Here is a 22,644-nt window from a genome sequence, read left to right as displayed (position 1 = left end):
AGAGGCTTTCTCTATGGGAGATAAAATAATGCAACGGAATAGTCCTCTTTCAGGTAATCAGGCGCTTTTCTTTCCTGCTGCCCTGATCCTTTTCGATTTTGCCGCCTATCTAACCACTAATATGATACAGCCCGGAATTATTGATATTGTGACGTCTTTTCAGGCCGATGTGGGCATGGCATCGGCGTCGGTCAGCCTGTATATGGCTGGTGGTATGGCTTTACAGTGGCTACTTGGGCCATTATCTGATCGGGTAGGGCGCAGACCTGTTCTGCTTACCGGTTCGCTGATTTTCACTTTTTCCTGCGTCGTTATGCTGTTCACCAGTTCAATGGAACAGTATTTGGTGGCCCGTTTTGTTCAAGGAACCAGCATTGGTTTTATCTCCACCGTAGGCTATGTCACGGTGCAGGAAGTCTTCGGCCAAACCAGAGCCATAAAACTGATGGCAATCATCTCTTCTATTGTGCTGATCGCGCCGATTATCGGCCCTTTAGCGGGTGCATTTTTAATGCAGTGGCTCAGTTGGAAAATGCTCTTTGGTCTCTTTGCCATGATGGGACTGGCGACCTGGCTAGGATTATTGTTCTTTATGCCGGAAACGATTAGCAACCGGACAAGTTGGCGTCTACCGGTAAGAGAGGTGATGCGTGATTTTCGTGATGTGTTCTGTGAGCGTACATTCCTCTTTGGCTCGGCGACGATTTCCTGCTGTTATATTCCGGTGATGACCTGGGTGGCTATCTCTCCACTGATCTTAATCGATCGGGGAGGGTTTAATGCCTCACAATTTGCCTGGACGCAAGTTCCTGTCTTTGGTGCAGTCATTCTTGCCAGTATTGCTGTTGCGCGTTTTATCCGCGATCCCGCGTCGCCACGCTTTATCTGGCGTACCGTTCCGCTTCAACTGGCGGGACTGTTGCTTCTGATAGGGGGAGATATCGTAGCACCACATTTATGGCTGTGGTCGGTGGTCGGGCTTAGCCTGTATGCATTCGGCGCGGGGTTGATTTTTCCGACGCTTTATCGTTTTACTCTGTTCTCCAACTCGCTGTCTAAAGGAACGGTTTCTGCGTCACTCAATATGGTGGTACTTAGCTTAAGCGCTGCTGCCGTAGAGGCCGCGCGTTGGATGTATCTAAACGTTGGAAAAACGGCTTTTGATTCGTTGGCGCTGGTAGGGGGAGGGGCTGCGATATGCTTTTTGGTCGCGCTGCTCAGACAGCTAGCGAACAAGAATGTTGCCGACGCCGTTGCGTAATGTTGACATCCGGTACGTAGGTTGGTTTTTTGCTTACGTCCGGTTGCTCTACCAATAGGTAATTAAAATGTCAGGTAATCAGGGTGATGATGTCATCACCCTGAAATAGGTACTGCCCAGACAGTTCGAACCCCGCCGGGAGCGACGGGGAAAGCGTTTGTGTGAGCCGCAGGCAAAAGCGCTGTCGTTGGACGTCCAGTTCACAGATTGTGGCAGCATTGAAACTGAACATTTGCAATACCTGTGGGTAGAGCGCCTTATACAGGCTCTCTTTGGCTGAAAAAGTAATGAGCAATGCCGTCTCGTACTCTGTATTACAGTGATAAAGTAGCGAGCGTTCTTGAAGGTTGGTAAAGACGTGTGCGGTTTCATTCATGACTGTTGGGCATCGTCGCTCTATATCTACTCCAGGTGTCAGCTTTGCGGATTGCCGTGTAAGCACTGCAATTGCATGATTATCGGTATGTGAAATACTGCCACACCATCCTGCTGGCCACTTCGGGGCGCGACTTCGCTCCATAGTGACGGCATCATGGCAGCCTTGTTGTCTGAGTAGCGTCTGTGCGGCATAGCGCCCTGCCAGATATTCTGCCCGCCTTTTTATCATTGCTGACTGTAGCATTGGTGCGAAAGGGACTGACAATATTTCAAAGAGCGCATCCTGATAGTAATGGCTATCAAAATGTATCAGGCAGACGCGCATTGTGGGGGTATCTGTGACAAAACCACTTTCCTCGTGGAGGATAAAGGGAGTCTGTAACGAAGAGAGCGTTGTTATAGTAAACATATATTCTAACACTGTTGGATAATGGCTAGGGAAAGAGGAAAACTCATCGTATGGTCATCCCTCCTTTTGACGCATGCGTTTAGGTTATTTTATGACAAAATATAAGATTTATTTCAAAATTGAATTAATTCGGCTCTGGTGCTGAGACGTTACTTATAGCTGGGGTTGTAAGTCCCCCTCAGAACTGAACCATCCGCTTTTTTAGATTTACAGTTTGAGCCAACATCAGTAACGACACAACGTGACATTTTTCTCAGGGAGTTCTAGTTCAGAGTACCACCAGCTCAGATATGAGTTAATGAAACAAAATTCAACTTCTCAAACCCATTTCACCGCTGCGAACCAAGGAGCGCCAGGCCCGCCTATGCAGGGGCAGTTTTTTCTCCCGCGTGATTTCTCTTCCCGTATCAGCTTCCGGCTAATCGTTTCCCAACACAACCCGTCCCGCAAGCAACTGTCTTTAAGAAAGCGTTTTTAATTTACGTTATGAAGCGCAATGTCCCATTTCTGCTCATCCCTTACCATGGCATTCAAAATTGCGATCAGTTTGCGCATACAAGTAACCAGAGCCAGCTTTTTGGCCTTCCCGGCAAAGAGTCCGCGCATCCCGCAAACGGCGTTTGTACATCGGCGATTGCTGTAAACGACGGCTCAGGTATGGCGGCTGACTGTGAAGTTTGCAGGACTGCAATGGTAGCAGGGCCTGTTTTTGGTGTTATGATAAGTGTATTGTTCCGTGTGATACACACGTATTTCATGCAGGAGAGAAACCATGACCGCGAAACAACGCAACACGCAGAGCGTGACAATGACAGTAGAGCGTGCCTTACTGGTAAGAGCGCGTGAGGCGGGCATTAATCTGAGTGCTACCCTGACAACTGCCCTGGATGCAGAGCTTCGCTCTCATGAAGCGAAAAAATGGCAGGAAGAAAACAGGGAGGCTCTCGCAGCACTAAATCGTTTTCATGATGAGCAGGGGTGTTTCAGCGATGAATACAGGACGTTTTAACCATGCAATTCACCGTATACGGTAATACCGGGAAAAGCGTCGTTTACCCGCTGTTGCTCGATGTCACGAGCGATATTATTGGGCAATTGAATCGTCGGATAGTGATCCCATTGCTCCCGATTGAAAAGTATCCGGCAGGCCGCCGGCCGGAGCGCCTTGTCCCCGTCGTCAGGCTGACGGACGGCAAAGAATACGCCGTAATGACCCACGAGCTGGCAAGTATCCCTGTCCAGGCCCTAGGTGCGGTGTTTTGTGATGCGTCGCAGTACCGTACTCAGGTAAAGGCGGCACTAGACTTCCTCATCGACGGGTTCTGACGTTTCTTTCTGTGCGGTTAAACAGGCATGCCTTTAATCGTCGCTGACGGGAGCCTGTTCAAGTTCGTCTGTCGTGCGGAAGAGAAACATCTCCCGGTTTTTCGCATCAAACGGAACCGAAATTCCGTTCCTTACCACTGTCCTGATACTGTCAAACAGCCTGATGAGCGCGATTTTGGTTTTGTTGTTCTGCATAACATACATCGCATAGTGCCAGCGTCCGGCGTCGCTGGCGGCGAGATGACTGTTAATGATGCTGATGTAACGGGCGCGGGTTTTCATCAACCGCTCTGTTTCGACTGCAACGATGGCACCGCTGCTTAAGGTAATAATGCCGTCCGGTCTGTGCCGGATACCCGGGTATCGCGACATAAACTCTCCCCGGTCGCCGTTAAGCCAGCCTGTACCGCCTTTTTCCTCAAGGCTGAGGAGTCTGCGGTGTATCGCTATCATCTTTCGGTTCAAGGAGTACCAGCTTATTGTCTGACGCAAAGCCGCGCCAACACTGAAAATCAAAGACCCGCATTATGAGGAAAAGCGACTCGCCATCGAACAGACCGTCGCCCGGAAGCTGTCGCCCCATCCGGTATTTTATCAGGATGAAGTGGATATCGACCTGAACCCGAAAATCGGCGCGGACTGGATGCTCAAAGGGCGTCAGTTTTAAATTCATTTGTTGCTCCTCAAATTAAGTATAGTTATTAACATAGCGCTGAGTGACATGGCATAATCGAGGCGATATGGTAAGTTGAGTAGTGCCCCATTATCTGAACTGGGGCGGGGGCGAATTTGAATTTATTGACAGCGCCTAGCCACAAGCTACCGCGAAGTACACGTCGAACAACGATCAGAAGCTATATGTCACCTTCAGGCTGCCCGTGGGCGATGTTTTTCGTTGAACAATTGGACTATTTCGTGCGTCACCAGCCAACTGCGTAAAACCTGCTGCGGCAACTACGCTCCAGTCTTGATTAAGCTTGTGCGTCCAGTCCATATTCAGTGAGTAGGCATAAATTCCAGACTTGGCATCATATCGAGTAAACCCCGATGCGGCCGACTGTGAAGCACTTACTCCGTAGTAAGTCTGCATGTACTTACTGGTTCCCCAACTACTGGTCAGCGTCAGCGTCACAGAGTTTTTCGATGACGTATAAAGCGGGCTGACAATGCTGAAATGCAGGGCCTCACCATTGCTTCGCTGAGAAACCGGTACCTCAGCCTGCAATTGCAAATTAAGCCAGTCGGTGACCTCGTATCCTAGGCCAAGCACACTGATAGCCGAGCCTTTGACGTCACCCATACCGCGCAAGTCGTCGCTACCGTAGCTGAGCGAGTCGCTGTCCACGTCACGATCCTTTCGGCCTGCGCGATAACTCAGCGCAGCGCTGTAATCAAATTTGCCGATGCTGTTACCGTAACCGATACCACGCGTGGTACTGACGAAGAAACCATTTACCATAGCGTAATCAATTACCAGGGCCGTCGTGACGCGGTTTTCATCCGAACCAGAATAACGTTGTGCAACATCCGCGCCTCCCCCGAGGGTCAACTGGTTACCCTGTTGTTGTCCTGCTGCCAGTATTGGGGTGGCCAGTAACGCCAGGATAAATCCCGACAACGATTTTTTCAGGGTACGCCCCGAGAGTGAATGGAGGAACTTATGACTCAGTTCGATGTGTCTCATTAAGGAAGTCCTTGTGGGTTCAACTGACTACGATACAAGCGGTTCTAAACGTCAGAACGCTCAGTTTGAATGCTGACCCTGAAGTTCTCATGAGCTAAAAATGAAGAAATACTGAAGTAAGTACCCGTTCTGCAAACCTGATAGATTTCCTGATACCGTTTTTTCTTCAGACGTTCTTCATTCACTGCTGATAAAGTCACTATTGTGAAAATTCTCCTAATCGAAGACGACATCGATCTTGGCAATGGCGTACGTATTGCCCTGACAGACCAAGGATTAGATGTCATATGGGTTCGCCGTAAAGTGGATGCTCTGCATCAACTCGATGTATGCGTGCCAGAACTGGTCTTGCTCGACCTCGGCCTACCCGACGGTGATGGAATGAGCCTGCTGACGCGTCTGCGTCAGCAGTTCAAGGGGATCCCTGTCATCATCCTGACGGCTCGGGGCACTCTGCAAGATCGCTTAACTGGGCTGGATGCCGGTGCAGACGACTATCTTGTTAAACCTTTTGTTCTCGCTGAGTTGTTGGCCAGGGTGAGAGCACTTGTGCGGCGCAGTTACGGTTTTCAGAATGAGGTGATAGAGATTCGAGGGCTATCTCTCCATGTGCCGACGCGTCGCGTGACAGTGAGTGAGAGTCATGTTGATTTGACGGCAAGTGAATACGCGCTGCTTGAAACATTAATGTTGCGCGCTGACCGCGTTCTGACACGTCGTTTTCTGGAAGAAAGGATCTTCGGTACAAAAGAAAATATGAGCAATACGCTCGATGTACATATGGGAAATTTGCGTCGCAAAATCGGTGACGGCTATGTGCGAACGGTGAGAGGCGTGGGGTTTGTCATTGACACCGTACCCATTCAGAAGGGGGCAGGTTGATGCGTAACTTTTGGCGCAATCTGAGAATCCCAACGCTCGTACGGCGAATTATGATCGCCCAGATGCTATTACTCACGCTGCTCTGGTGTATTTTTCTGACCTACATTTTATGGGATAACTTACGTAGCCCTCCAATGCTATCAGGCAGCAAAACCTATGAAACCATTCTGACAGTGGTGGATCGTATGGGGGATCGCCCGCACGATCTAACCGATGTGCTGGAAACGTTCAGCAAGGCGCTGCGGGAAGGTTATGGCGGAGGTGAAGACCCAAAAATGTCAATCAGCCTAATCGTTCGGAAGAATAAAGAGATCATTTATTCATCTGATGGCGCTCCAGTAGGCGTGACAAACACCGATTATGGGATGATTCAGAATATGCAGAGTAACGGCCGAACCTGGACTAGCCGTACTCTGAAGTCTGGTCATTCCGACACAGAGGTGACTCTGGTCACGCCTGCCGGAGGTTGGAACTTCTTCATATACCTGAACTCGCGCGGATATTACATATTACCGCTGCTGGTATGCATTCCTTTTCTTTTGTTTCCTGCGTGGCTGTCAATCCGCATTGCAATGCGCCCCTGGAACAAAGTGGCAAATGAAGTTTCCTTGCGAACACCAGAAGATCTTTCTCCCTTAAAAGCAGTTCCAAAGCATAAGGAACTTCGCCAAATAGTGGACGCGATTAATATATTCCTTGCCAGGGTACGAGAAAGCACTGAAAGGGAGCGGACTTTCATTGCCGATGCCGCACACGAGTTGCGTACTCCGCTGGCTGCAATGCGAGTCAACGTTGAGGCTTTACAGTCCGATGCAAGCAACGTTAGTCAACAGGAATTACTTGCAGGGATTATTCGCAGCAATGGCCGTGCTGCTCGTCTCGTCAATCAGTTGCTGTTGCTGATGCACAGTGAAGCGCGCATTGACACGGCTATGGAGCCTGTGCCGCTGACCACGCTCATTCAAGAGCGAATGGCTGAGCTGGCACCGCTAGCTGCGGAGAGCAGAATTGAGCTGGAGTTCTATTCTCATGATGAAGTCTGGATTACGGGTGTCAGGGAACGCCTGATGTCACTGATCGACAACTTGATTGAAAATGCCGTGAAGTACAGTCCTGAGGGCGGGCGGGTTGAGGTAGAGGTACGATCGTTAGATACATCCACTCAACTGCGTATCTCAGACGCAGGGCCAGGCATCAAGGTTGAATTGAGGGAGCGGGTGTTCGACAGATTCTTTCGTGATCCCAATCAGATACAAAGTGGGAGCGGATTGGGGCTTGCAATAGTCAAAGCGGTTGCGCAGCAACACAACAGTCGTGTTTTCCTGAGCACGTCAGCAGAAGGTGGACTCATGGTTATTGTTGACTTCCCAAATCACCATTCCGCCTGAAAAAAATCACCATTTTAGTCACAACTCTGAGTAGGACATTTACCAGAATACTGGAGCATAAATTGAAATATTTTCCCCTGGTTACAATATTATTTTCTATATCACTCAGCGGATGCGCCATAACCGTAAGCGATTTAAAAAACAGCCAATCATCTTTAGACGGCAGTTTCATTAGCAAGACGGGGTCCTCCGATACTTATCGAACGCTAAGGTACATGGCAAGGCAATGTCTGGAGTATCAATCATATTCAGGAAATCCGGTCATCGTATTTAGCGAGTTTGACGGCGAGCGTCAAGAAGGCGAGATCAATCAAAAGTTTCTTTCAGAAGGGCTGCTGATTAACAACACGCTAATTGAGATAGCAAACCATGGTGGTGATAAAGCTAAGATCAATCTATACACCACTAAGAATATTTTGAGTACGGGCATCAGGTCGCCAAATATAAGTGATATCAAGCGATGGACTGACGGCGATAGAGCCTGCTAGCATGACACTCAGCTATACAGCGAAACATCCCGCCCCCAAATTAGCCATTCCCTGAAATTGAATATTTTCCACGCGTAACTTGCTTCTTTGTAAGTTTACAGCCGTGTTGAAAGGATTATTCCGTCGATAGCTTTACTTGCCGTGGCAGCGGTTCGTTGGCACGGCTAACCAGCCGCAGAGCATTTCCCGCGATGTAGTGATCCACTTTCTACGGATACCGTTACGTTGTGGATATTTGAGTCATTAAGCGCCATTTGGGGGGCACTCTGGGATCGAACCAACTTGACCACAAATCTGACCACCACATTCTCACGATGCAGAAGGAAAACGGGGGGCATCAGGAATGTTTTGCACGTGAATTTGTTGGATAAGATGTTGAAAAGCAAAAATCCCGCTTAAATTTCTTTAAGCGGGATTTTCTAAATTGGCTCCTCTGACTGGGATCGCCTTTGCCAGTAACTGGCTAATAAGTAAGCTAAACTCAATTTTTCTTTTTGTCAAGACCACCAGAGTGACCACCGCTTTATGTGAATGGTAGGAAGTATAAGTGAGGATATCCTCACTTATACTTTTGGGTGTTAAAACTATAATTGAACGGTCTTTCAGAACAAACATTATAATAATACTAGGATTGCATACGTATAGCGGGCATGATAGGCATGTATGTGTTGTAACCAACTAATGTGTATGAGATATTGAATTTACACATTTTTGAGTGAGGCTTTCACTCCGCTGCGTTGATACAGCGTATACACATAGCAGATACGAAATGGCTAAAAAAATCATTAGGATACTGAGTTTATTAGGGTGTATCACTGCTTTTGTCTCAGCTTGGTTTTCCAATAATACAACATGGTATTTTACGGCATTAGGTTTACTTTTGACTTTTATAGGTACTTTTGTCGTGGGTAAGACGCCTTCTGGACACGTTGTCAAACAGAAAGGTGGCGCTTTTTCAAAGAATAATCAAAATGTATACTTTGGAAACGTTAATACAGACAAGGATGAAAAAAATGAGTGAGATCTCTCAGAAAGGAGGTTTTGGTTCCCATAATACTCAGATTGTGATTCAAGATTCAATTGTAGATGTTGTACGTTCCCCTTCTATATTTATGCAATTAGTTTCAATATTATCCAGCACACCAAGAAAAGATGTACCATCTGATAATTACCAATCTTATGATATTGAAAGAAAAATAGAATTCAATGACATAATTAAACACAGAGAAAAAATAGAATATTATTACGCCTACGTATCCATGATAGAAACGGCATACACGACGCTAAATGAATCTAGAGCATCGGCTAGAGAAACATCACTTGAATATATAAATTCCAAATACAAAGATTGTGTTGGTGAAATTCTTCTTAAAAACAAAGAACTTGTAAAAGGGAAGAGAAGAGATGAAGTAGAGGGGATTAGAAGGGATATAATAAAGGAAAATTCTGATGAAATAATTGATTGTGTTATAGAGCACATAAATAACACATGTGCGAAGTCTATATCATCAATTAATTGTAGTATTGAAGAAATAGCAATACATTCTGAGTTGATTGTTTTCCATGCGTTTGTTGAATGCAAAGTGTTGGAAAAACCATTATGATACTATCTGACAGCCTAAAACCCGATCAGACTATCTATTATTTGGGTGCTAAATTATTGCATTGTATTAAAAATGAACCATCAATGGTAATTGATAGCATATATCTTTTTGACAAATTTAAAAAATCCGTGAACAAAAAAATCACATTTGCTCAGTATATGTACACATTAGATTGGCTTTATTTGTTGGATTTGGTTGATGTTAATAATCAAGGGGACATTATCATATGTTTTTAAAAAAACTGGAGGTTTACTCTCAATCTCTTGGTGTGATTAGAGATATTACTTTTCATAATGGTGTGAACTTAATTCTGGATAAAAGTACAGTAAAAAAATCAGAAACAGGGAATAGCGTAGGTAAGACAACAGCTTTGAGAGCAATTGATTTCTGCTTGGGAGCCAAACAAGAAAATTTTTATATAGATCCTGAATTTAAAACCGAAGATTCAGAGATAAAGAGTTTCTTGGTTGATAATGAAATTGTCTTCACGATTATATTAAATACAACTAGTAATCGTGAATTAACTATTAGTCGAATAATTAGTGCTAACTCAAAGATTCACGCCACTATAAATGGTACGGTTTTCACCAATCTGTCTTCATTCCATGATGCTTTAAAACTCAATCTATTTTTGAGTTCTTCGCTGAAACCGACATTCAGACAAATCATGTCCCGTTTTATTAGAAACTCAACTGAAAAGATGTCTAATGCATTAAAAACATTACAAATGGCGTCTTTGGCTGATTATGAAACACTTAACTTGTTCCTATTTGGTTTTGACAATGCTAATATTCTTAGTGAAAAACAAAAAATAGGGAAAGAACTAAAAAAAATTGAAAAAGAATTTGATGTCATTCTGAAAATAAGATCCAAAAATTCAATAGAACAATCATTATCTGTTATTGAAAGGGAAATTAAGGAGAAGGAAAAAGATATCACCAATTACAATTTAGGTGAATCTTATTCTACACAAATGAATGAAATTAACGCTATAAAATTAAAAGTATCTCAACTATCATTAGATCTGTCTGCTCTTGAAATGAAAAGAAGTTTAAATGATAAAGCGATAAAAGATCTTCTTGAACAGCAAGATAATACTGATCCTGACGAATTAAAAAAGCTTTACGAAGAAGTTACTATCAGAGTTGTTAATATAAGTAAAACCTTTGAAGAGGCACTTGGTTTTCACAATAAGATGATAGTGAAGAAAGTTGAATTTATTAATTCTCAAATGGAATCATTGGTTACAAATATTGATGAGGTAAAAAGAAATTTAAATATATGGCTCGAGAAAGAGTCTCGTATCTTGAGGGAATTATCTCAGTTAGGGTCATTAAGTGACCTTCAGATAATACAGAAGGATGTTAACAAACTTTATGAAAACAAGGGAAGCTTTGAAAGTTCATTAAACCAAATTTTGGATTATGAAGAAAGAATAGAAAAAGCTAGAGTAAAGCTAAATGAAGTTGCTTCTGAGATCGATTTGAATCTCGAAAGATTTAACGAAAAACTATCTGTTTTCAATAAATATTTTTCTGAATATACAAAGGAATTATATAATGAAGAATATATACTAAGTTATGATGAAAGCAAAGGGAACTATGTTTTTAAAGTTGAGCCATTAGGTGCAATTAAAAGTAAAGGCAATCAAGGTGAAGGTAAAAAGAAAGCTCAGGTTTCAGCACTTGACCTCGCTTATCTCTCAACACAAGAAGAAAATAACTCAAAAACATTAAGATTCATTGCGCATGATGGAATTGAAGCCATACATGCCAACCAAATAAAAACATTATTTGATATTGCATCATCTATAAATGGTCAATATATATTGTCTATATTGAAAGATAAACTGTCATCAGTAGACACTGATTTTATAGAGCAGTACACAGTTCTCGAATTAAGTGAAGATGATAAGTTTTTTAAAATATAAAATAATCGTAGACTCTGAAAATATGATCAGGGTCTATGTTATTAACCACACTTTATACCTTCAAGTTTTATCGAAAAAATAGTTTTTCGCTTTAATAAATATTGAGAACTATGTCAGGGCATATAACTCATTATACTGTGCGTAATTATTATGGATTATAAACCCAATAAACTCTTTTATAGTAAAAATAGCATTCGCGGAATGGCTTCGACACTACCTATCTGATAGCAAAGCTTTAGCGCTGTGACTGAGACGGAGCGCAGTAAGGTGATCACCGAACAATCACAGCGCTAAAGTGGAAACCGAGCCAAAGACAACCACACTCCCAAACCCCAAACCCCAAACCCCAAACCCATTTCACCGCTGCGGCCTAAGGGGCGCTACACCCGACTATGCAGGGTCATTTTTTTCTCCCGCGTGATTTCCATTCCCGTATCAGCTTCCGGCTAATCGTTTCCCAACACAACCCGTTCCGCAAGGGTAAATGGCACGCATTCTGCGCCCTTGCGTGCCGGAACGATGTCGGGAAAGCGAACCGTCAGGCGATACGAAGACGAAAATCACACCACTGACGGAGAAAAAACCATGACCATTTCCCTGTATACCCAGACTAGCGCCCCTAACGCCGCAGCGGCGACCAGCGTATCCCCGCTGGAGCAGTCAGGCTCCTCAAAAACGAAATTTTCTCAAACCAGAACAGATATTTATCAGACCGTCACCGACAACATCATTGCAGCGCTTGAAGCCGGTGTAAAACCGTGGTCTTGTCCGTGGCAACGAGTATCCGGTATGTCTGGCTTGCCTTCTAACTTCGCAACCGGTATCGCGTATAGTGGAATGAATATCATGCTGCTGTGGTGCAGTGCATCAGAACAGGGCTTCTGTGATTCACGCTGGATGACCTACAAACAAGCACAGGCAGTAGGTGGACAGGTTCGCAAAGGCGAGCACGGCACGACAGCCATTTTCTATACAACCTTAGAGAAGGAAAACGAAGACGGCGAAATCGACCAGATCCCGATGCTGAAAACCTTCAATGTGTTCAATGTTGAACAAATTGACGGCTTGCCTCTGACAACTGAAACAGTCAGCCCGGAAGCAACCTTTGACCCGTTGCCGGAGGCTGAAAATCTGTTCCAGAAGAGCGGCGCAAACATCATTGAGAAAGGACAAAACGCCTTTTTCCGACCCTCAACTGATGAAGTTTGGCTACCGGAGCGCCATCTGTTTTCAGATGCAGCTAATTTCTACGCTACTGGCCTGCATGAGCTGGTTCACTGGAGCGGTGGTAAAAAACGACTTAACCGTGAAATGAAAGGGAAATTTGGCAGTGCAGATTATGCGGAGGAGGAATTAGTGGCTGAGCTGGGAAGTGCTTTTCTGATGGCGGATTTGGGGATTGTTGGAGAGGTGCAGCATGAAAGCTATATTGCCTCATGGCTCCAGGCGCTGAAAAACGATAAGCGCTATGTTTTCAAAGCGGCCAGCGCCGCCTCAAAAGCGCATCGTTATCTGATGGATAAGATTTGAGTCGGAGATGATAAGCCGCAAAGGAGTGCGGCTTTAACCTTATTGTGGGGCAGGGAAGGTGACAGATGTTTAAATTTCCCTGCGAATTTTCTGGACATAATATGCCCGGAAAATTCGCAGGCTGCGGGTGCGGGCGGCAAAGAGCCCGCGCATCTCGCAAACGGAGTTTGTACATCGGTGATTACTGTAAACGACGGCTCAGGTATGACGACTGACTGTGAAGTTTGCAGGACTGTAACGGTAGCAGAGCCTATTTTTGGTGTTATGATAAGTGTATTACTCCGTGTAACACGCACGTATTCCTGCAGGAGAGAAACTATGACCGCGAAACAACGCAACACGCAGAGTGTGACCATGACAGTAGAGCGTGCCTTACTGGTAAGAGCGCGTGAGGCGGGTATTAATCTGAGTGCTACCCTGACAACCGCCCTGGATGCAGAGCTTCGCTCTCATGAAGCGAAAAAATGGCAGGAAGAGAACAGGGAGGCTCTCGCAGCACTCAATCGTTTTCATGATGAGCAGGGTTGTTTCAGCGATGAATACAGGACGTTTTAACCATGCAATTCACCGTATACGGGAATACCGGGAAAAGCGTCGTTTACCCGCTGTTGCTCGATGTCACGAGCGATATTATTGGGCAATTGAATCGTCGGATAGTGATCCCATTGCTCCCTATTGAAAGGTATCCGGCAGGCCGCCGACCGGAGCGCCTTGTCCCCGTCGTCAGGCTGACGGACGGCAAAGAATACGCCGTAATGACCCACGAGTTGGCAAGTATCCCTGTCCAGGCACTGGGTGCGGTGTTTTGTGATGCGTCGCAGTACCGTACTCAGATAAAGGCGGCAATAGACTTCCTCATCGACGGGTTCTGACGTTTCTTTCTATGCAGTTAAACAGGCATGCCTTTAATCGTGGCTGACGGGAGCCTGTTCAAGTTCATCTATCGTGCGGAAGAGAAATATCTCCCGGATCTTTGTATCAAACGGGACGGGAACGTTGTTCCTTACCACCGTCCTGATACTGTCAAACAGCCTAACCAGACCGTTGCTGTTAGCATCCAGAAAATTAGCCCATCATTGCAGCATCAGACGACGCTGTTCAAGATGCTTGGTGACTTTACTCTCTGTCCGCTCCGTGCCAGAAGCAGTCTCTCTAAAGCATCTACGGAAGAACACCGATTCATGGATCTATGTGGCTGTCGAACTCTGGTACCATCTCCAATCAGTGTATTGAGCTCCCCCTAAAAAAGTGCCTGGAACTAAAGCTGGGATAATTACAATCATATAACAGATGATTTCTGAAACTGATGATGGTGCATTACTCACCATCGTCCAATTCATTCAAATACTGTGCCAGCACATCCCCATGACAAGCATATGGCTTACAGTGGCATCCTAAAGTGTGTCCTCTCAGTGCTTTCAGCTTTTCTTTAAACTCTGAGCCACCTTTGAGATAGTCACGATCAAAATCGTATTTAAACTTTCTTATGACTTCATCACGATCACCATCTGCACCTATCGCGTAAGGATTGATCCTACCCACGTAATGTGGACACAGCCCTAAGCGAGGTTCTGGTTTTCAAACTGTTCCGGGCTGATACCGCCGCATGCACTGTGGCGACGCCACCGATTGTAATCACACTCGATATAATTAAACACCGCTGTTCGCATTATTTCCCGGCTGGCAAAGGACTCACCGTGGATGCATTCCACTTTCAGTGAGTGAAAGAAGCTTTCCGCGCAGGCATTATCGTAGCAGCAACCTTTTGCGCTCATGCTCCCTCGCAGATTATAGCTTTTCAGCATGGTCTGATAGTCTGCTGAACAGTACTGACCGCCGCGATCGGTGTGAATAATGATGTTTTGGGGCCGTTTTCGTCGCCACAGTGCCATGTGCAGGGCATTACAGGCCAGCTCAGCCGTCATTCTCGATGACATCGACCAGCCGACAACGGCACGCGACCACAGATCAATGACCACAGCCAGATACAGCCAGCCTTCATCCGTACGTAAGTCAGTGATATCTCCTGCCCATTTTTGATTCGGGCCGCTGGCGATAACGTCTCGCTTCAGCAGATTTTCAGACACTGGCAGGCCGTGCTCCCGGTAGCTGACCGGGCTGAACTTCCAGGCAGCTTTTGCCCGCAGCCCCTGACGGCGCAGACTGGCAGCAATGGTTTTCACGTTATAGTGTGGCAGTTCATCCGCCAGTCGTGGGGCGCCGTACCACTGTTTGGCGTGACTGAATGCCTTGCTGACGGCAGCATCGCAGACAATCCGGAATCGCTGACGCGAGTTGACCTGATGACGGCGACAACGCCAGACATACCAACCGCTGCGCGCGACTCTGAGCACCCGACACATGGCTTTGATACTGAACTCAGCCCGATGTTATTCGATAAAGACATACTTCATTTCAGGCGCTTTGCAAAGTATGTCGCGGCCTTTTGGAGAATGGCCAGCTCCTCATCCCTCTCCGCCAGTTGGCGCTTGAGGCGGGCAATTTCTGCTGCCTGCTCACTCTCTCGCTCAGAGGAAATTGTCTGGCTCTGCTGCTTGCTACGCCAGTTATAAAGCTGGGATTCGTACAGACTGAGTTCACGAGCAGCGGCAGCAACACCGATGCGTTCTGCAAGCTTCAGGGCTTCGTTGCGGAATTCAGGCGTATGTTGCTTACGTGGTTTTTTACTGGTTGATACGGGTTTCGTCATGAGTCACCTCTGGTAGAGAGTTTACTCACTTAGTCGCGTGTCCACTATTGGCGGGTAGGATCACGATAGAAGGTTGACTCACTCGCCAGATATATTCCTTTATCAGCCAGCTCTGGGACAATTTGTGACGGTGGCAGGCTGGCATACGCAGGTTGATGGCACACCGCCAGTATCTGTTGCTCTTCTTGCGCACTTAACCGGTTCGCCGGAGATGACCTGACTGCGCCTGCACGCTTGTCTTCTATCGAGGTTTGCCAGCGTCGCCACGTTCGCTCACTTAACCCGGCTTCAGTGAGCGACACCGACAACCGGGCACCTGACACCATCGCTTCGCGCACATAACCTATCAGGACCTGTCGCTCTGTACCGGATGTCAGTCGTCCTCGTCGGTTTCCCCGTAGTAGTCCCGAAACTGCTTTCGCAGCACCAGTATCGCTGCCGCCTCCGCCAGCGCTTTTTCCTTACGTATCAGTTCGCGTTTTAGTTGCTTGTTTTCTTTTTGTATCTGCTTAAGCGCTACTTTGTCATTGGGCGAAGATACCTGCAAAAACCCTTGTTTCCACTGACTAATCTGCTCAGGATAAAGCCCTTTCTTACGGCAGTATTGCGCGAGTTCTGCTTCACTGAGTGTGGCAGTTTCGATAATCACAGCCAGCCGGGCATCAGCTGACCATTGGTCTGTAGTTTTGTCTGCACCCGGCACCGGTATTCCCTCTGCTTTCACCTTATTACGCCAGTAATAGAGGGTAGCTTCCGATATCCCTTCCCTCTGTGCAACTGCGGTGACGGTCATATTGTAGGGCGGTAGTAATTTAGCCAGTTCGGCTGATTTACGTTCTGGTGAAATACGCTTCACTGTTTGTTCCCATCTTGTCATTCGTGTTTTCGATGGGGGTGACAACTATCCTGACAGAGAGGGCATGGCTACAGGCAATAACAATAGTAAATCCACTAAAAAGGGAATCCGTTTCCCACACGAACTGATTGATGAAATTGATGCCAGCGTAGCGCGTGAAAAAGTAGACAATCCCAACGCTAATTTTTCTGCGTGGGTATTGGATGCCTGCGGGCGTAAGTTAGAAGCGGAAAAAGACGATAAATCAAAACCGTGATTTGAGCGTTTTTCTAAATAGCTGATGTGCTGATTTTGGGCGTAGCAATGCCCGTTCCAGCCAACGCCAGATTTTTGGATCATCATATTTTTTGATTCCGATATGCCGCTAGAGCGGCAATAAAAATGGATGTGTCGGCTTATGCGGTTTCGGTTTGCTGGTCACGTTCGGCAATGCGTTGCCTTAACCACTCGCTAACTTCATCCTCGAACCAGCCTACGCGCCGTAATCCAACCCGAAACCCTTTGGGGAATTCTCCGGCATTGATCATTTCCTGAAAGCTGCTGTCCGAACTGACGCGCAGAATGGCTTTCACTTCTTTCTTTAACAGGATTTTTCTGTCTAACAGGTTCATACGTGTTTATCTCCAATGAAACCGGCGTTATCCGGTCAGTGCAGATAGTTAAACGGTTCTTGAGGGAGGAGTATGATAATTTAGGTTTAAATTTGGGAAAATTAAGTAAATTCTTGAAATAATGGTTCTGATAACTGCACGCTGCCTTACAGCCAGTTTATGAAAGAATTCATTCTTATTCGGCGTGTTCTCACTGAGAACATCACCGACTATATGCGCTACATATTCCACGCGTTTTTTCTGGTATCCCATATATAAACACAGTATCAGCCGTTGGCGACGCGTAAACCTCTGGCTCCTTCCGACGCCATCACTTTTCCCGTTGCGGCTGTTTCGACAAATTCACCCCACCAGCACATCAATATTTTGCGCTGTTCCAGATAAGTGGATCGGTTATAGGCGCGGCGCACTTCGTTGGTGTCTACATGGGCTAGGGCGGCTTCGATCACGTCTGGCGGGAACCCTTCTTCATTGGCCGCTGTACTGAATATGGCGCGCAGGCCATGAGACACCAGCACACCTTTGTAACCCATACGGCGCAATGCGGCGTTAGCGGTTTGGCTGTTCATGGGCTGCTTGGGATCTTTACTGGAAGGAAACAGGTATTCCCGGTGGCCGCTGATGGGCTTCATGGCGTCCAGAATGGCTAATGCCTGTAGGGGCAGGGGAATAACATGCTCACGACGCATCTTCATACGGCCAGCGGGGATCGTCCAGGTGTTATCTGTAAGGTTTATCTCGCTCCAGCGGGTTTCAGCGGCTTCGGCAGGGCGGGTAACGGTGAGTAGCTGCCATTCAATCAATAAGCGGGTCTGTAACTCAATGCTGGCGACCGATAGCGTTTTCATCAAGCCAGGTAATGCCTCTGGCCGAATGGTCGGCATATGGGTTTTCACCGGCGTCTGAAACGCTTTGCGGATCTTGGCGGCGGGATTTGCAGGAATCAGCCCGGAGTTAACCGCATAATCCATCACCTCGTTGATTCGCTGGCTTACCCGTTTGACGGTTTCCAGTTTGCCGCTGGCTTGTATCGGTTCTAATGCGGTGATGAAGTGACGAGCGGTAAGCAGGGTGATCGGTAAGGTTCCGATGAACGGGAACACGTATTTTTCCAGCGAACGCCAGATATCTTTAATGGTGTTCTCGGCTAACGGCTGAGACTTTTTTAATTCGTACCAATCAGCGGAAACTTTGGCGAACGTGTTTAGGTTGATGGCTTGCTCTTGTTCGCGCTGCTGTTGCTGGTGGAATTGTGGATCGATGCCTTTGCTTATCAGCGCCTTTGCCGCTTCACGCCGTTGTCGGGCTTCTGCCAAAGAAACCGCAGGGAATGAACCAAAGCTGATTAATGCACGTTTCTTTGTATCGGGACGGTAATAGTTAAAACGCCAGATTTTAGAACCGCTCGATTTCACCAGCAGATACAACCCATCCCCGTCCTGTAGCGTGTATTCCTTCTCGGCAGGTTTGGCGGCTTTGATCTCGGTATTGGTCAGTGGGGTAGTTATACGAGCCATCGTAGTTATATGGGACGGTATAACTAAGCGTATAACTAAACTTTCCGGCTGTAAACGGGTTATCCCGATAGATAACAGGCAACAAAAAACCCGCAAACTCAGTGAGAATGCGGGTTCTTGTGGGGTTTCCGGTAGTAAACGATACTAACCGAATATGTATTTGGTCGGCACGAGAGGATTTGAACCTCCGACCCCCGACACCCCATGACGGTGCGCTACCAGGCTGCGCTACGTGCCGATGCTATGGGCATTTATACTACCTTTTCCTGACCTTATTGCAATAGCCTGATGGAACGACTGCTTTAGATTTAGGCAGTTAGTTGGCAATAAAGCGTCTTTCGTTCGTTAGTACCTGCAAGAGCAGGGCAAGCTGTGGTTTTTCATCATTCAGCCGATTCCCCGCCATGTCGTAAGCCCGGTAGTTGCCGTTGCTTTCCAACACGATGAGCTGATCCTGCGTTGTGATGAGCAGCGTGCCGCCACTGCCGTTAATCAACCACGGGGAGCGTCGTTGGGCAGAGAACAGGTCTTCGCCCTGTGAATAATCATCCGTGCTGTTTTTAACATGAAGCAGGCGCTGCATCAGCGTGGTCATGACGTCCTTGTTGTCCGTCATTTTCGTAATAGTTTGTGCAGGGGTATTTGGCCAATGAACAATGAGCGGTGTTTGCCACTGAGTTCGGGCAAAACGTGCCGCGTTGCCGGTGTTAGCATTCTGGTTTTGTGCCGTTGTTATAACGACGACGGTGTTATCCAGAATGTTTTTTTCCTGCAGGGTGCGAATAATTTGGCCAATCTGGCGGTCAACATCCTGAATATTTACACGGACGTTGGCGTCTGTAATTCTGCCATCTGCGGTTTTCGGCGCACTGCTGAGTTCAATGTAAGAGAACCAAGGGGCCGCAGTATTATCACGGTTGAGCCACTCCTGCCATTGCGTGATGATGGCATCGCCGCTTTGCTGCTGTGGCGCAGATAAGGAGAAATCAGAAAGCAGCGCCTGACGGTAGAGCGGGCTGTTGAAGCCGTTCGCCGAAAAGAGCCCGAACTGATAGCCCTGCTGGCTTAATGCAGTGATTAATGCTGACGGTTTACGCGCGCTCAGGACGCCATCCATATAGGTCGTTGAGAGGCCGTAAAACAGGTTAAACAAGGCGGCGTCTGGCTGCGAACCCGAATCGTAATGATCGCTAAAGCGCACATTTTCTGCGGCGAAGCGCGACAGGTTCGGCATACGATTTTGTATGGCTTCAGGCTGCGTATCGTCGATCATCACCATCAGCAGATTGTAGCCGCTGCCGTTATCGCGGAAGGTGATGCTATTGAGCGGATACTCCACCGTTATGGCTTCAGGATTACCCTGCTGCGTCAGCCGACGCTGATATTCCTGTGCATCCAGCAGACCATGTTTTTCCAGAAACCGGCGAGCCGTCATCGGATAAGACAGCGGGAGGTTGGCGCGCTGCATCGTAATCGGCCGATAGAAATTGGCATCTGCCCAGATGTACATCAGGTGCGACGCAAAGAACGCCGAGATGAAAACACCTGCCAGCGGCTTGCCAAAGTGGCGGCGATTCAGGCTGCGTAATTTTTGCCAGCACCAGGTACCGAACAGCATTTCCACCATGAAAATCAATGGAATGCCGATAAACATCCACTGCCAGTCTCGAGCAATCTCACCTTGCCCAGGGTTGACGACAAGTTCCCAAACGGTGCTGTTGAGATGAAGGTGAAAGCGTGTAAAGACTTCAACATCCACTAACAGTATCGTCAGCCCAGCCGTTGCCAGCGCCGCAGACAGGAACCGTAGCAGGCGCTGCGACATCACAATAAACGTGAGCGGGAAGATGACCAGCAGATAGGCGGCAAAGACGATAAAGCTAAAATGACCAAGCCAGCTAACCAGCGCGTAAAGTCGACCGAACAGGGAGGTCGGCCAATCGGCAACAAACAGGTAGCGGCTACCCAGCCCCAAAGTGAGCAAAATGTTGAATAAGGCGAACCAGTGTCCCCAACTGATCATCTGGGAGACTTTTTCGCGGTAGCGCTGACGGTTGGTTACCATACGTTGGTCAAAACTTAGTGAGCTTTATCGGCTTTTTTAATCGAAGCCTGTAGGGCTTCAGCGAAAGAACGCGCCAGAACCTGACGTTGTGCAGGCGCGATGCTGGTGTTAATCAAGTTCGTCACCATGTTACCGAGCACCATCAAAGCAAGATCGGTTGGGGCGTGGTGCTTTTCCAGAACATTGACCATCTCAGAAAGCAGTTGTTCAACGTGTTCGTCACTATAACGGGATGATTGTGGCATAAAATGGCGTATCTCAAGCTGGTAAAGTCGCTTATCTTACCGTATAGGCTTATGCTTTTCCGCACTTTTATCATTAACGTACTTTTATCCCTGACGGACTGTTATCAATAAACGGAATTTTATCAATAAGTAGTGTAGACGCTTAGTGCGTGTAAGGTATGAAGGGCGGCTTTATGTGTTGCGGCCCGCCCGCATCAGTGTTTGAATACGCGCCTTGCCAAAAGGAGAGTTTATCATGAGTCTGGATATCGCCCAGATTGCCCTGCATCAGCTAATTAAACGTGACGAACAAACGCTGGAAATGGTGTTGCGTGATTCCCTGCTGTCGACCAATGCGGCAGTAGAAGAGATGATGGCTGAATTGCATCGCGTCTACAGCGCCAAAAGTAAGGCCTATGGGCTGTTTAATGAGCAAAGCGAGCTGGCGGATGCGCTGCGGGCTTGTCGCAAAGGGGATGAGGACTTTCTGAGTTTCTCACGCGCGGCCACCGGGCGTCTGCGTGACGAGCTGGCGAAGTACCCGTTTGCCGAAGGCGGTATTGTGTTGTTTTGCCAGTATCGTTATCTGGCGGTCGAGTATTTACTGATATCGGTGCTCAATAGCTGCAACAGCATGCGGGTTAATGAGCAGTTGGATATCAGCACCACGCACTATCTGGATATCAATCATGCCGATATCGTTGCGCGTATCGATTTGACCGAATGGGAAACCAATCCAGAATCGACGCGTTATCTGACGTTCCTTAAAGGCCGTGTTGGGCGCAAAGTGTCTGACTTCTTCATGGATTTTCTGGCCGCGTCAGAAGGGCTGGACACCAAAGCACAAAACCGTGGCTTGCTGAAAGCGGTCGATGAGTATTGTGAAGAGGCGCAGTTAGATAAAAACGAGCGCCAGAATTATCGTCAGCAGGTATATAGCTACTGCAATGAGCAATTGCAGTCCGGTGAGGAAATCGAGCTGGCATCGCTGTCGCAGGAACTGCCGCCGCTGGGCGAGAAAACTTTTCAGCAGTTTTCAGCCGAGCAGGGTTATGAGCTGGAAGAAAGCTTCCCTGCCGATCGGGGAACATTGCGCCAGTTGACCAAATTTGCCGGTAGCGGCGGTGGCATCAGCCTGAATTTTGATGCGCTATTGCTCGGTGAGCGGATTTTCTGGGATCCGGCAACGGATACGTTGACGATTAAAGGCACGCCGCCGAATCTGCGCGATCAGCTACAGCGTCGGATGAGCAGCGGCAAGCAGTAAACATTGTTCCAGAAAACGACGTTGCCCTTTTTCTTATCGTCAGGAAAAGGGCAGCGGCTGAACCCTGCTACGTCAGGGCACAAAAAACGCCGCATAAGCGGCGTTCTTCTTTTCCGGCGTCCCAGAAAACAACTTCAGCGCGAACTAAACGCGAACGAAGTCGATGTGAGTCAGTTTTGGCTTGTAAACGTGACGTTGTACAGCCTGAACTTTAACTTGTACTTCTTTGCCATCGATAGACAGAGTCAGTGCAGTACCGTAGAAGCCTTCTTTCGCTTCCTGGTTTTTCACTGAGTCGTGATCCAGTTCGATAGAAACTGGTGCTTCTGAACCACCGTAAACGATGGCTGGGAATTTACCAGCGGAACGCAGGCGGCGGCTCGCACCCTTACCCTGATCCTTACGTACTTCTGCTTTGATAGTAATCATTTTATTCTCTACTTATATAAAGTAACCCTGCTACAGGCGACCCAGCAGCAGGCGGGGTTATTCAGCTTTTGCGAACAAAAGCGGG

Annotated in this window: 25 protein-coding genes, 1 tRNA gene and 4 pseudogenes; 16 read left to right on the top strand and 14 right to left on the bottom strand. The window is 47.3% G+C overall.

Going from position 1 to position 22,644, the window contains the following annotated elements:
• Positions 1–28: 28 nt before the first annotated feature.
• Positions 29–1,261, top strand: a complete 1,233-nt coding sequence (locus O1Q74_RS12375) for an MFS transporter (protein ID WP_334311364.1) — start codon at positions 29–31, stop codon at positions 1,259–1,261.
• A 70-nt stretch (positions 1,262–1,331) separates the two neighbouring features.
• Here O1Q74_RS12375 and O1Q74_RS12370 read toward each other — a convergent pair whose 3' ends face one another.
• Entirely contained in the window at positions 1,332–2,048 is a 717-nt protein-coding gene (locus tag O1Q74_RS12370; protein WP_271873539.1) for a 4'-phosphopantetheinyl transferase family protein, read from the bottom strand.
• A 772-nt stretch (positions 2,049–2,820) separates the two neighbouring features.
• Here O1Q74_RS12370 and O1Q74_RS12360 point away from each other — a divergent pair.
• A complete protein-coding gene (locus O1Q74_RS12360) occupies positions 2,821–3,057 on the top strand; it encodes a type II toxin-antitoxin system CcdA family antitoxin (RefSeq protein WP_029729596.1) in 237 nt (78 codons plus the stop codon).
• 2 nt (positions 3,058–3,059) lie between these two features.
• Complete coding sequence (locus O1Q74_RS12355) at positions 3,060–3,374, top strand: CcdB family protein (protein WP_271873538.1); 315 nt, start codon at positions 3,060–3,062, stop codon at positions 3,372–3,374.
• A gap of 33 nt (positions 3,375–3,407) precedes the next feature.
• Here the strand turns inward: O1Q74_RS12355 and O1Q74_RS12350 are convergent.
• Positions 3,408–3,803: pseudogene (locus tag O1Q74_RS12350) on the bottom strand (MobC family replication-relaxation protein); the annotation flags it as partial.
• 58 nt (positions 3,804–3,861) lie between these two features.
• Here O1Q74_RS12350 and O1Q74_RS12345 point away from each other — a divergent pair.
• A pseudogene (locus O1Q74_RS12345) lies at positions 3,862–4,035 on the top strand (IS630 family transposase); the annotation flags it as partial.
• A 186-nt stretch (positions 4,036–4,221) separates the two neighbouring features.
• Here O1Q74_RS12345 and O1Q74_RS12340 read toward each other — a convergent pair.
• Entirely contained in the window at positions 4,222–5,058 is an 837-nt protein-coding gene (locus O1Q74_RS12340; RefSeq protein ID WP_271873537.1) for a MipA/OmpV family protein, read from the bottom strand.
• 204 nt (positions 5,059–5,262) lie between these two features.
• Between O1Q74_RS12340 and O1Q74_RS12335 the strand changes: the two genes are divergently transcribed.
• The 10 genes from O1Q74_RS12335 (at position 5,263) to O1Q74_RS12295 (ending at position 13,752) form a co-directional block, all read left to right on the top strand.
• The gene (locus O1Q74_RS12335; protein WP_271873536.1) at positions 5,263–5,940 is read left to right on the top strand and encodes a response regulator; all 678 of its coding nucleotides are present in this window, start codon (positions 5,263–5,265) and stop codon (positions 5,938–5,940) included.
• Positions 5,940–7,328, top strand: coding sequence for a sensor histidine kinase (locus O1Q74_RS12330; protein ID WP_271873535.1), 1,389 nt, complete (start codon positions 5,940–5,942; stop codon positions 7,326–7,328). The genes O1Q74_RS12335 and O1Q74_RS12330 overlap by 1 nt, the downstream gene beginning before the upstream one ends.
• Positions 7,329–7,378: 50 nt before the next feature.
• Entirely contained in the window at positions 7,379–7,816 is a 438-nt protein-coding gene (locus O1Q74_RS20290; protein ID WP_442953142.1) for a hypothetical protein, read from the top strand.
• Between the two features lie 769 nt (positions 7,817–8,585).
• Positions 8,586–8,837, top strand: a complete 252-nt coding sequence (locus tag O1Q74_RS12320; RefSeq protein ID WP_271873533.1) for a hypothetical protein — start codon at positions 8,586–8,588, stop codon at positions 8,835–8,837.
• Entirely contained in the window at positions 8,830–9,420 is a 591-nt protein-coding gene (locus O1Q74_RS12315; RefSeq protein WP_271873532.1) for a hypothetical protein, read from the top strand. Before O1Q74_RS12320 ends, O1Q74_RS12315 begins: the two co-directional genes overlap by 8 nt.
• Complete coding sequence (locus O1Q74_RS20375) at positions 9,393–9,656, top strand: ABC-three component system middle component 6 (RefSeq protein WP_442953088.1); 264 nt, start codon at positions 9,393–9,395, stop codon at positions 9,654–9,656. Before O1Q74_RS12315 ends, O1Q74_RS20375 begins: the two co-directional genes overlap by 28 nt.
• The gene (locus O1Q74_RS12310) at positions 9,647–11,350 is read left to right on the top strand and encodes a DUF2326 domain-containing protein (RefSeq protein ID WP_271873531.1); all 1,704 of its coding nucleotides are present in this window, start codon (positions 9,647–9,649) and stop codon (positions 11,348–11,350) included. The genes O1Q74_RS20375 and O1Q74_RS12310 overlap by 10 nt, the downstream gene beginning before the upstream one ends.
• 585 nt (positions 11,351–11,935) lie before the next feature.
• Positions 11,936–12,880 (top strand): ArdC family protein, encoded by a 945-nt coding sequence (locus O1Q74_RS12305; RefSeq protein WP_271873530.1) that lies wholly within the window; start codon positions 11,936–11,938, stop codon positions 12,878–12,880.
• A 318-nt stretch (positions 12,881–13,198) separates the two neighbouring features.
• A complete protein-coding gene (locus O1Q74_RS12300) occupies positions 13,199–13,435 on the top strand; it encodes a type II toxin-antitoxin system CcdA family antitoxin (RefSeq protein WP_029729596.1) in 237 nt (78 codons plus the stop codon).
• A gap of 2 nt (positions 13,436–13,437) precedes the next feature.
• On the top strand, positions 13,438–13,752 hold the full coding sequence (locus O1Q74_RS12295) for a CcdB family protein (protein ID WP_029729595.1): 315 nt from the start codon (positions 13,438–13,440) through the stop codon (positions 13,750–13,752).
• Between the two features lie 33 nt (positions 13,753–13,785).
• Here O1Q74_RS12295 and O1Q74_RS20285 read toward each other — a convergent pair.
• The 5 genes and pseudogenes from O1Q74_RS20285 to O1Q74_RS12275 form a co-directional block, all read right to left on the bottom strand.
• Positions 13,786–13,920, bottom strand: a pseudogene (locus O1Q74_RS20285) (mobilization protein mobC); the annotation flags it as partial.
• A 277-nt stretch (positions 13,921–14,197) separates the two neighbouring features.
• Positions 14,198–14,422 carry a DUF4326 domain-containing protein gene (locus O1Q74_RS12290; protein WP_271873529.1) on the bottom strand — a complete coding sequence of 75 codons (225 nt, stop codon included), beginning with the start codon at positions 14,420–14,422 and terminating at the stop codon, positions 14,198–14,200.
• Between the two features lie 17 nt (positions 14,423–14,439).
• Positions 14,440–15,590, bottom strand: a pseudogene (locus tag O1Q74_RS12285) (IS3 family transposase).
• A gap of 44 nt (positions 15,591–15,634) precedes the next feature.
• Positions 15,635–15,928 carry a helix-turn-helix domain-containing protein gene (locus tag O1Q74_RS12280; RefSeq protein WP_271873528.1) on the bottom strand — a complete coding sequence of 98 codons (294 nt, stop codon included), beginning with the start codon at positions 15,926–15,928 and terminating at the stop codon, positions 15,635–15,637.
• Positions 15,929–15,963: 35 nt separating this feature from the next.
• Positions 15,964–16,446 carry a transposase gene (locus O1Q74_RS12275; protein WP_271873526.1) on the bottom strand — a complete coding sequence of 161 codons (483 nt, stop codon included), beginning with the start codon at positions 16,444–16,446 and terminating at the stop codon, positions 15,964–15,966.
• Positions 16,447–16,510: 64 nt separating this feature from the next.
• On the opposite strand from O1Q74_RS12275, the gene O1Q74_RS12270 reads away from it, so the two are divergent.
• A complete protein-coding gene (locus tag O1Q74_RS12270; RefSeq protein WP_014915000.1) occupies positions 16,511–16,702 on the top strand; it encodes a YlcI/YnfO family protein in 192 nt (63 codons plus the stop codon).
• A gap of 139 nt (positions 16,703–16,841) precedes the next feature.
• Here O1Q74_RS12270 and O1Q74_RS12265 read toward each other — a convergent pair whose 3' ends face one another.
• The 5 genes from O1Q74_RS12265 to O1Q74_RS12245 all read right to left on the bottom strand — a co-directional run bounded on the left by O1Q74_RS12265 (position 16,842) and on the right by O1Q74_RS12245 (position 20,884).
• Complete coding sequence (locus O1Q74_RS12265) at positions 16,842–17,057, bottom strand: helix-turn-helix transcriptional regulator (RefSeq protein ID WP_224717866.1); 216 nt, start codon at positions 17,055–17,057, stop codon at positions 16,842–16,844.
• Between the two features lie 266 nt (positions 17,058–17,323).
• A complete protein-coding gene (locus O1Q74_RS12260; protein ID WP_271873521.1) occupies positions 17,324–18,574 on the bottom strand; it encodes an integrase domain-containing protein in 1,251 nt (416 codons plus the stop codon).
• Positions 18,575–18,735: 161 nt separating this feature from the next.
• Positions 18,736–18,812: transfer RNA gene (locus O1Q74_RS12255), tRNA-Pro, on the bottom strand.
• 78 nt (positions 18,813–18,890) lie between these two features.
• Positions 18,891–20,639, bottom strand: coding sequence for an LPS biosynthesis-modulating metalloenzyme YejM (gene yejM, locus O1Q74_RS12250; protein ID WP_271873519.1), 1,749 nt, complete (start codon positions 20,637–20,639; stop codon positions 18,891–18,893).
• Between the two features lie 14 nt (positions 20,640–20,653).
• Complete coding sequence (locus tag O1Q74_RS12245; RefSeq protein ID WP_005967239.1) at positions 20,654–20,884, bottom strand: YejL family protein; 231 nt, start codon at positions 20,882–20,884, stop codon at positions 20,654–20,656.
• 235 nt (positions 20,885–21,119) lie between these two features.
• Between O1Q74_RS12245 and yejK the strand changes: the two genes are divergently transcribed.
• Positions 21,120–22,130, top strand: a complete 1,011-nt coding sequence (gene yejK / locus O1Q74_RS12240) for a nucleoid-associated protein YejK (RefSeq protein ID WP_271873513.1) — start codon at positions 21,120–21,122, stop codon at positions 22,128–22,130.
• A gap of 144 nt (positions 22,131–22,274) precedes the next feature.
• Here yejK and rplY read toward each other — a convergent pair whose 3' ends face one another.
• Entirely contained in the window at positions 22,275–22,559 is a 285-nt protein-coding gene (gene rplY / locus O1Q74_RS12235; RefSeq protein WP_180741325.1) for a 50S ribosomal protein L25, read from the bottom strand.
• Positions 22,560–22,644: the final 85 nt, after the last annotated feature.

The organism is Pectobacterium sp. A5351, assembly GCF_028335745.1.
Lineage (GTDB): Bacteria > Pseudomonadota > Gammaproteobacteria > Enterobacterales > Enterobacteriaceae > Pectobacterium.
Note: the sequence above shows the minus strand (reverse complement) of the source record. Positions and strands in the feature narration are given on the sequence as shown.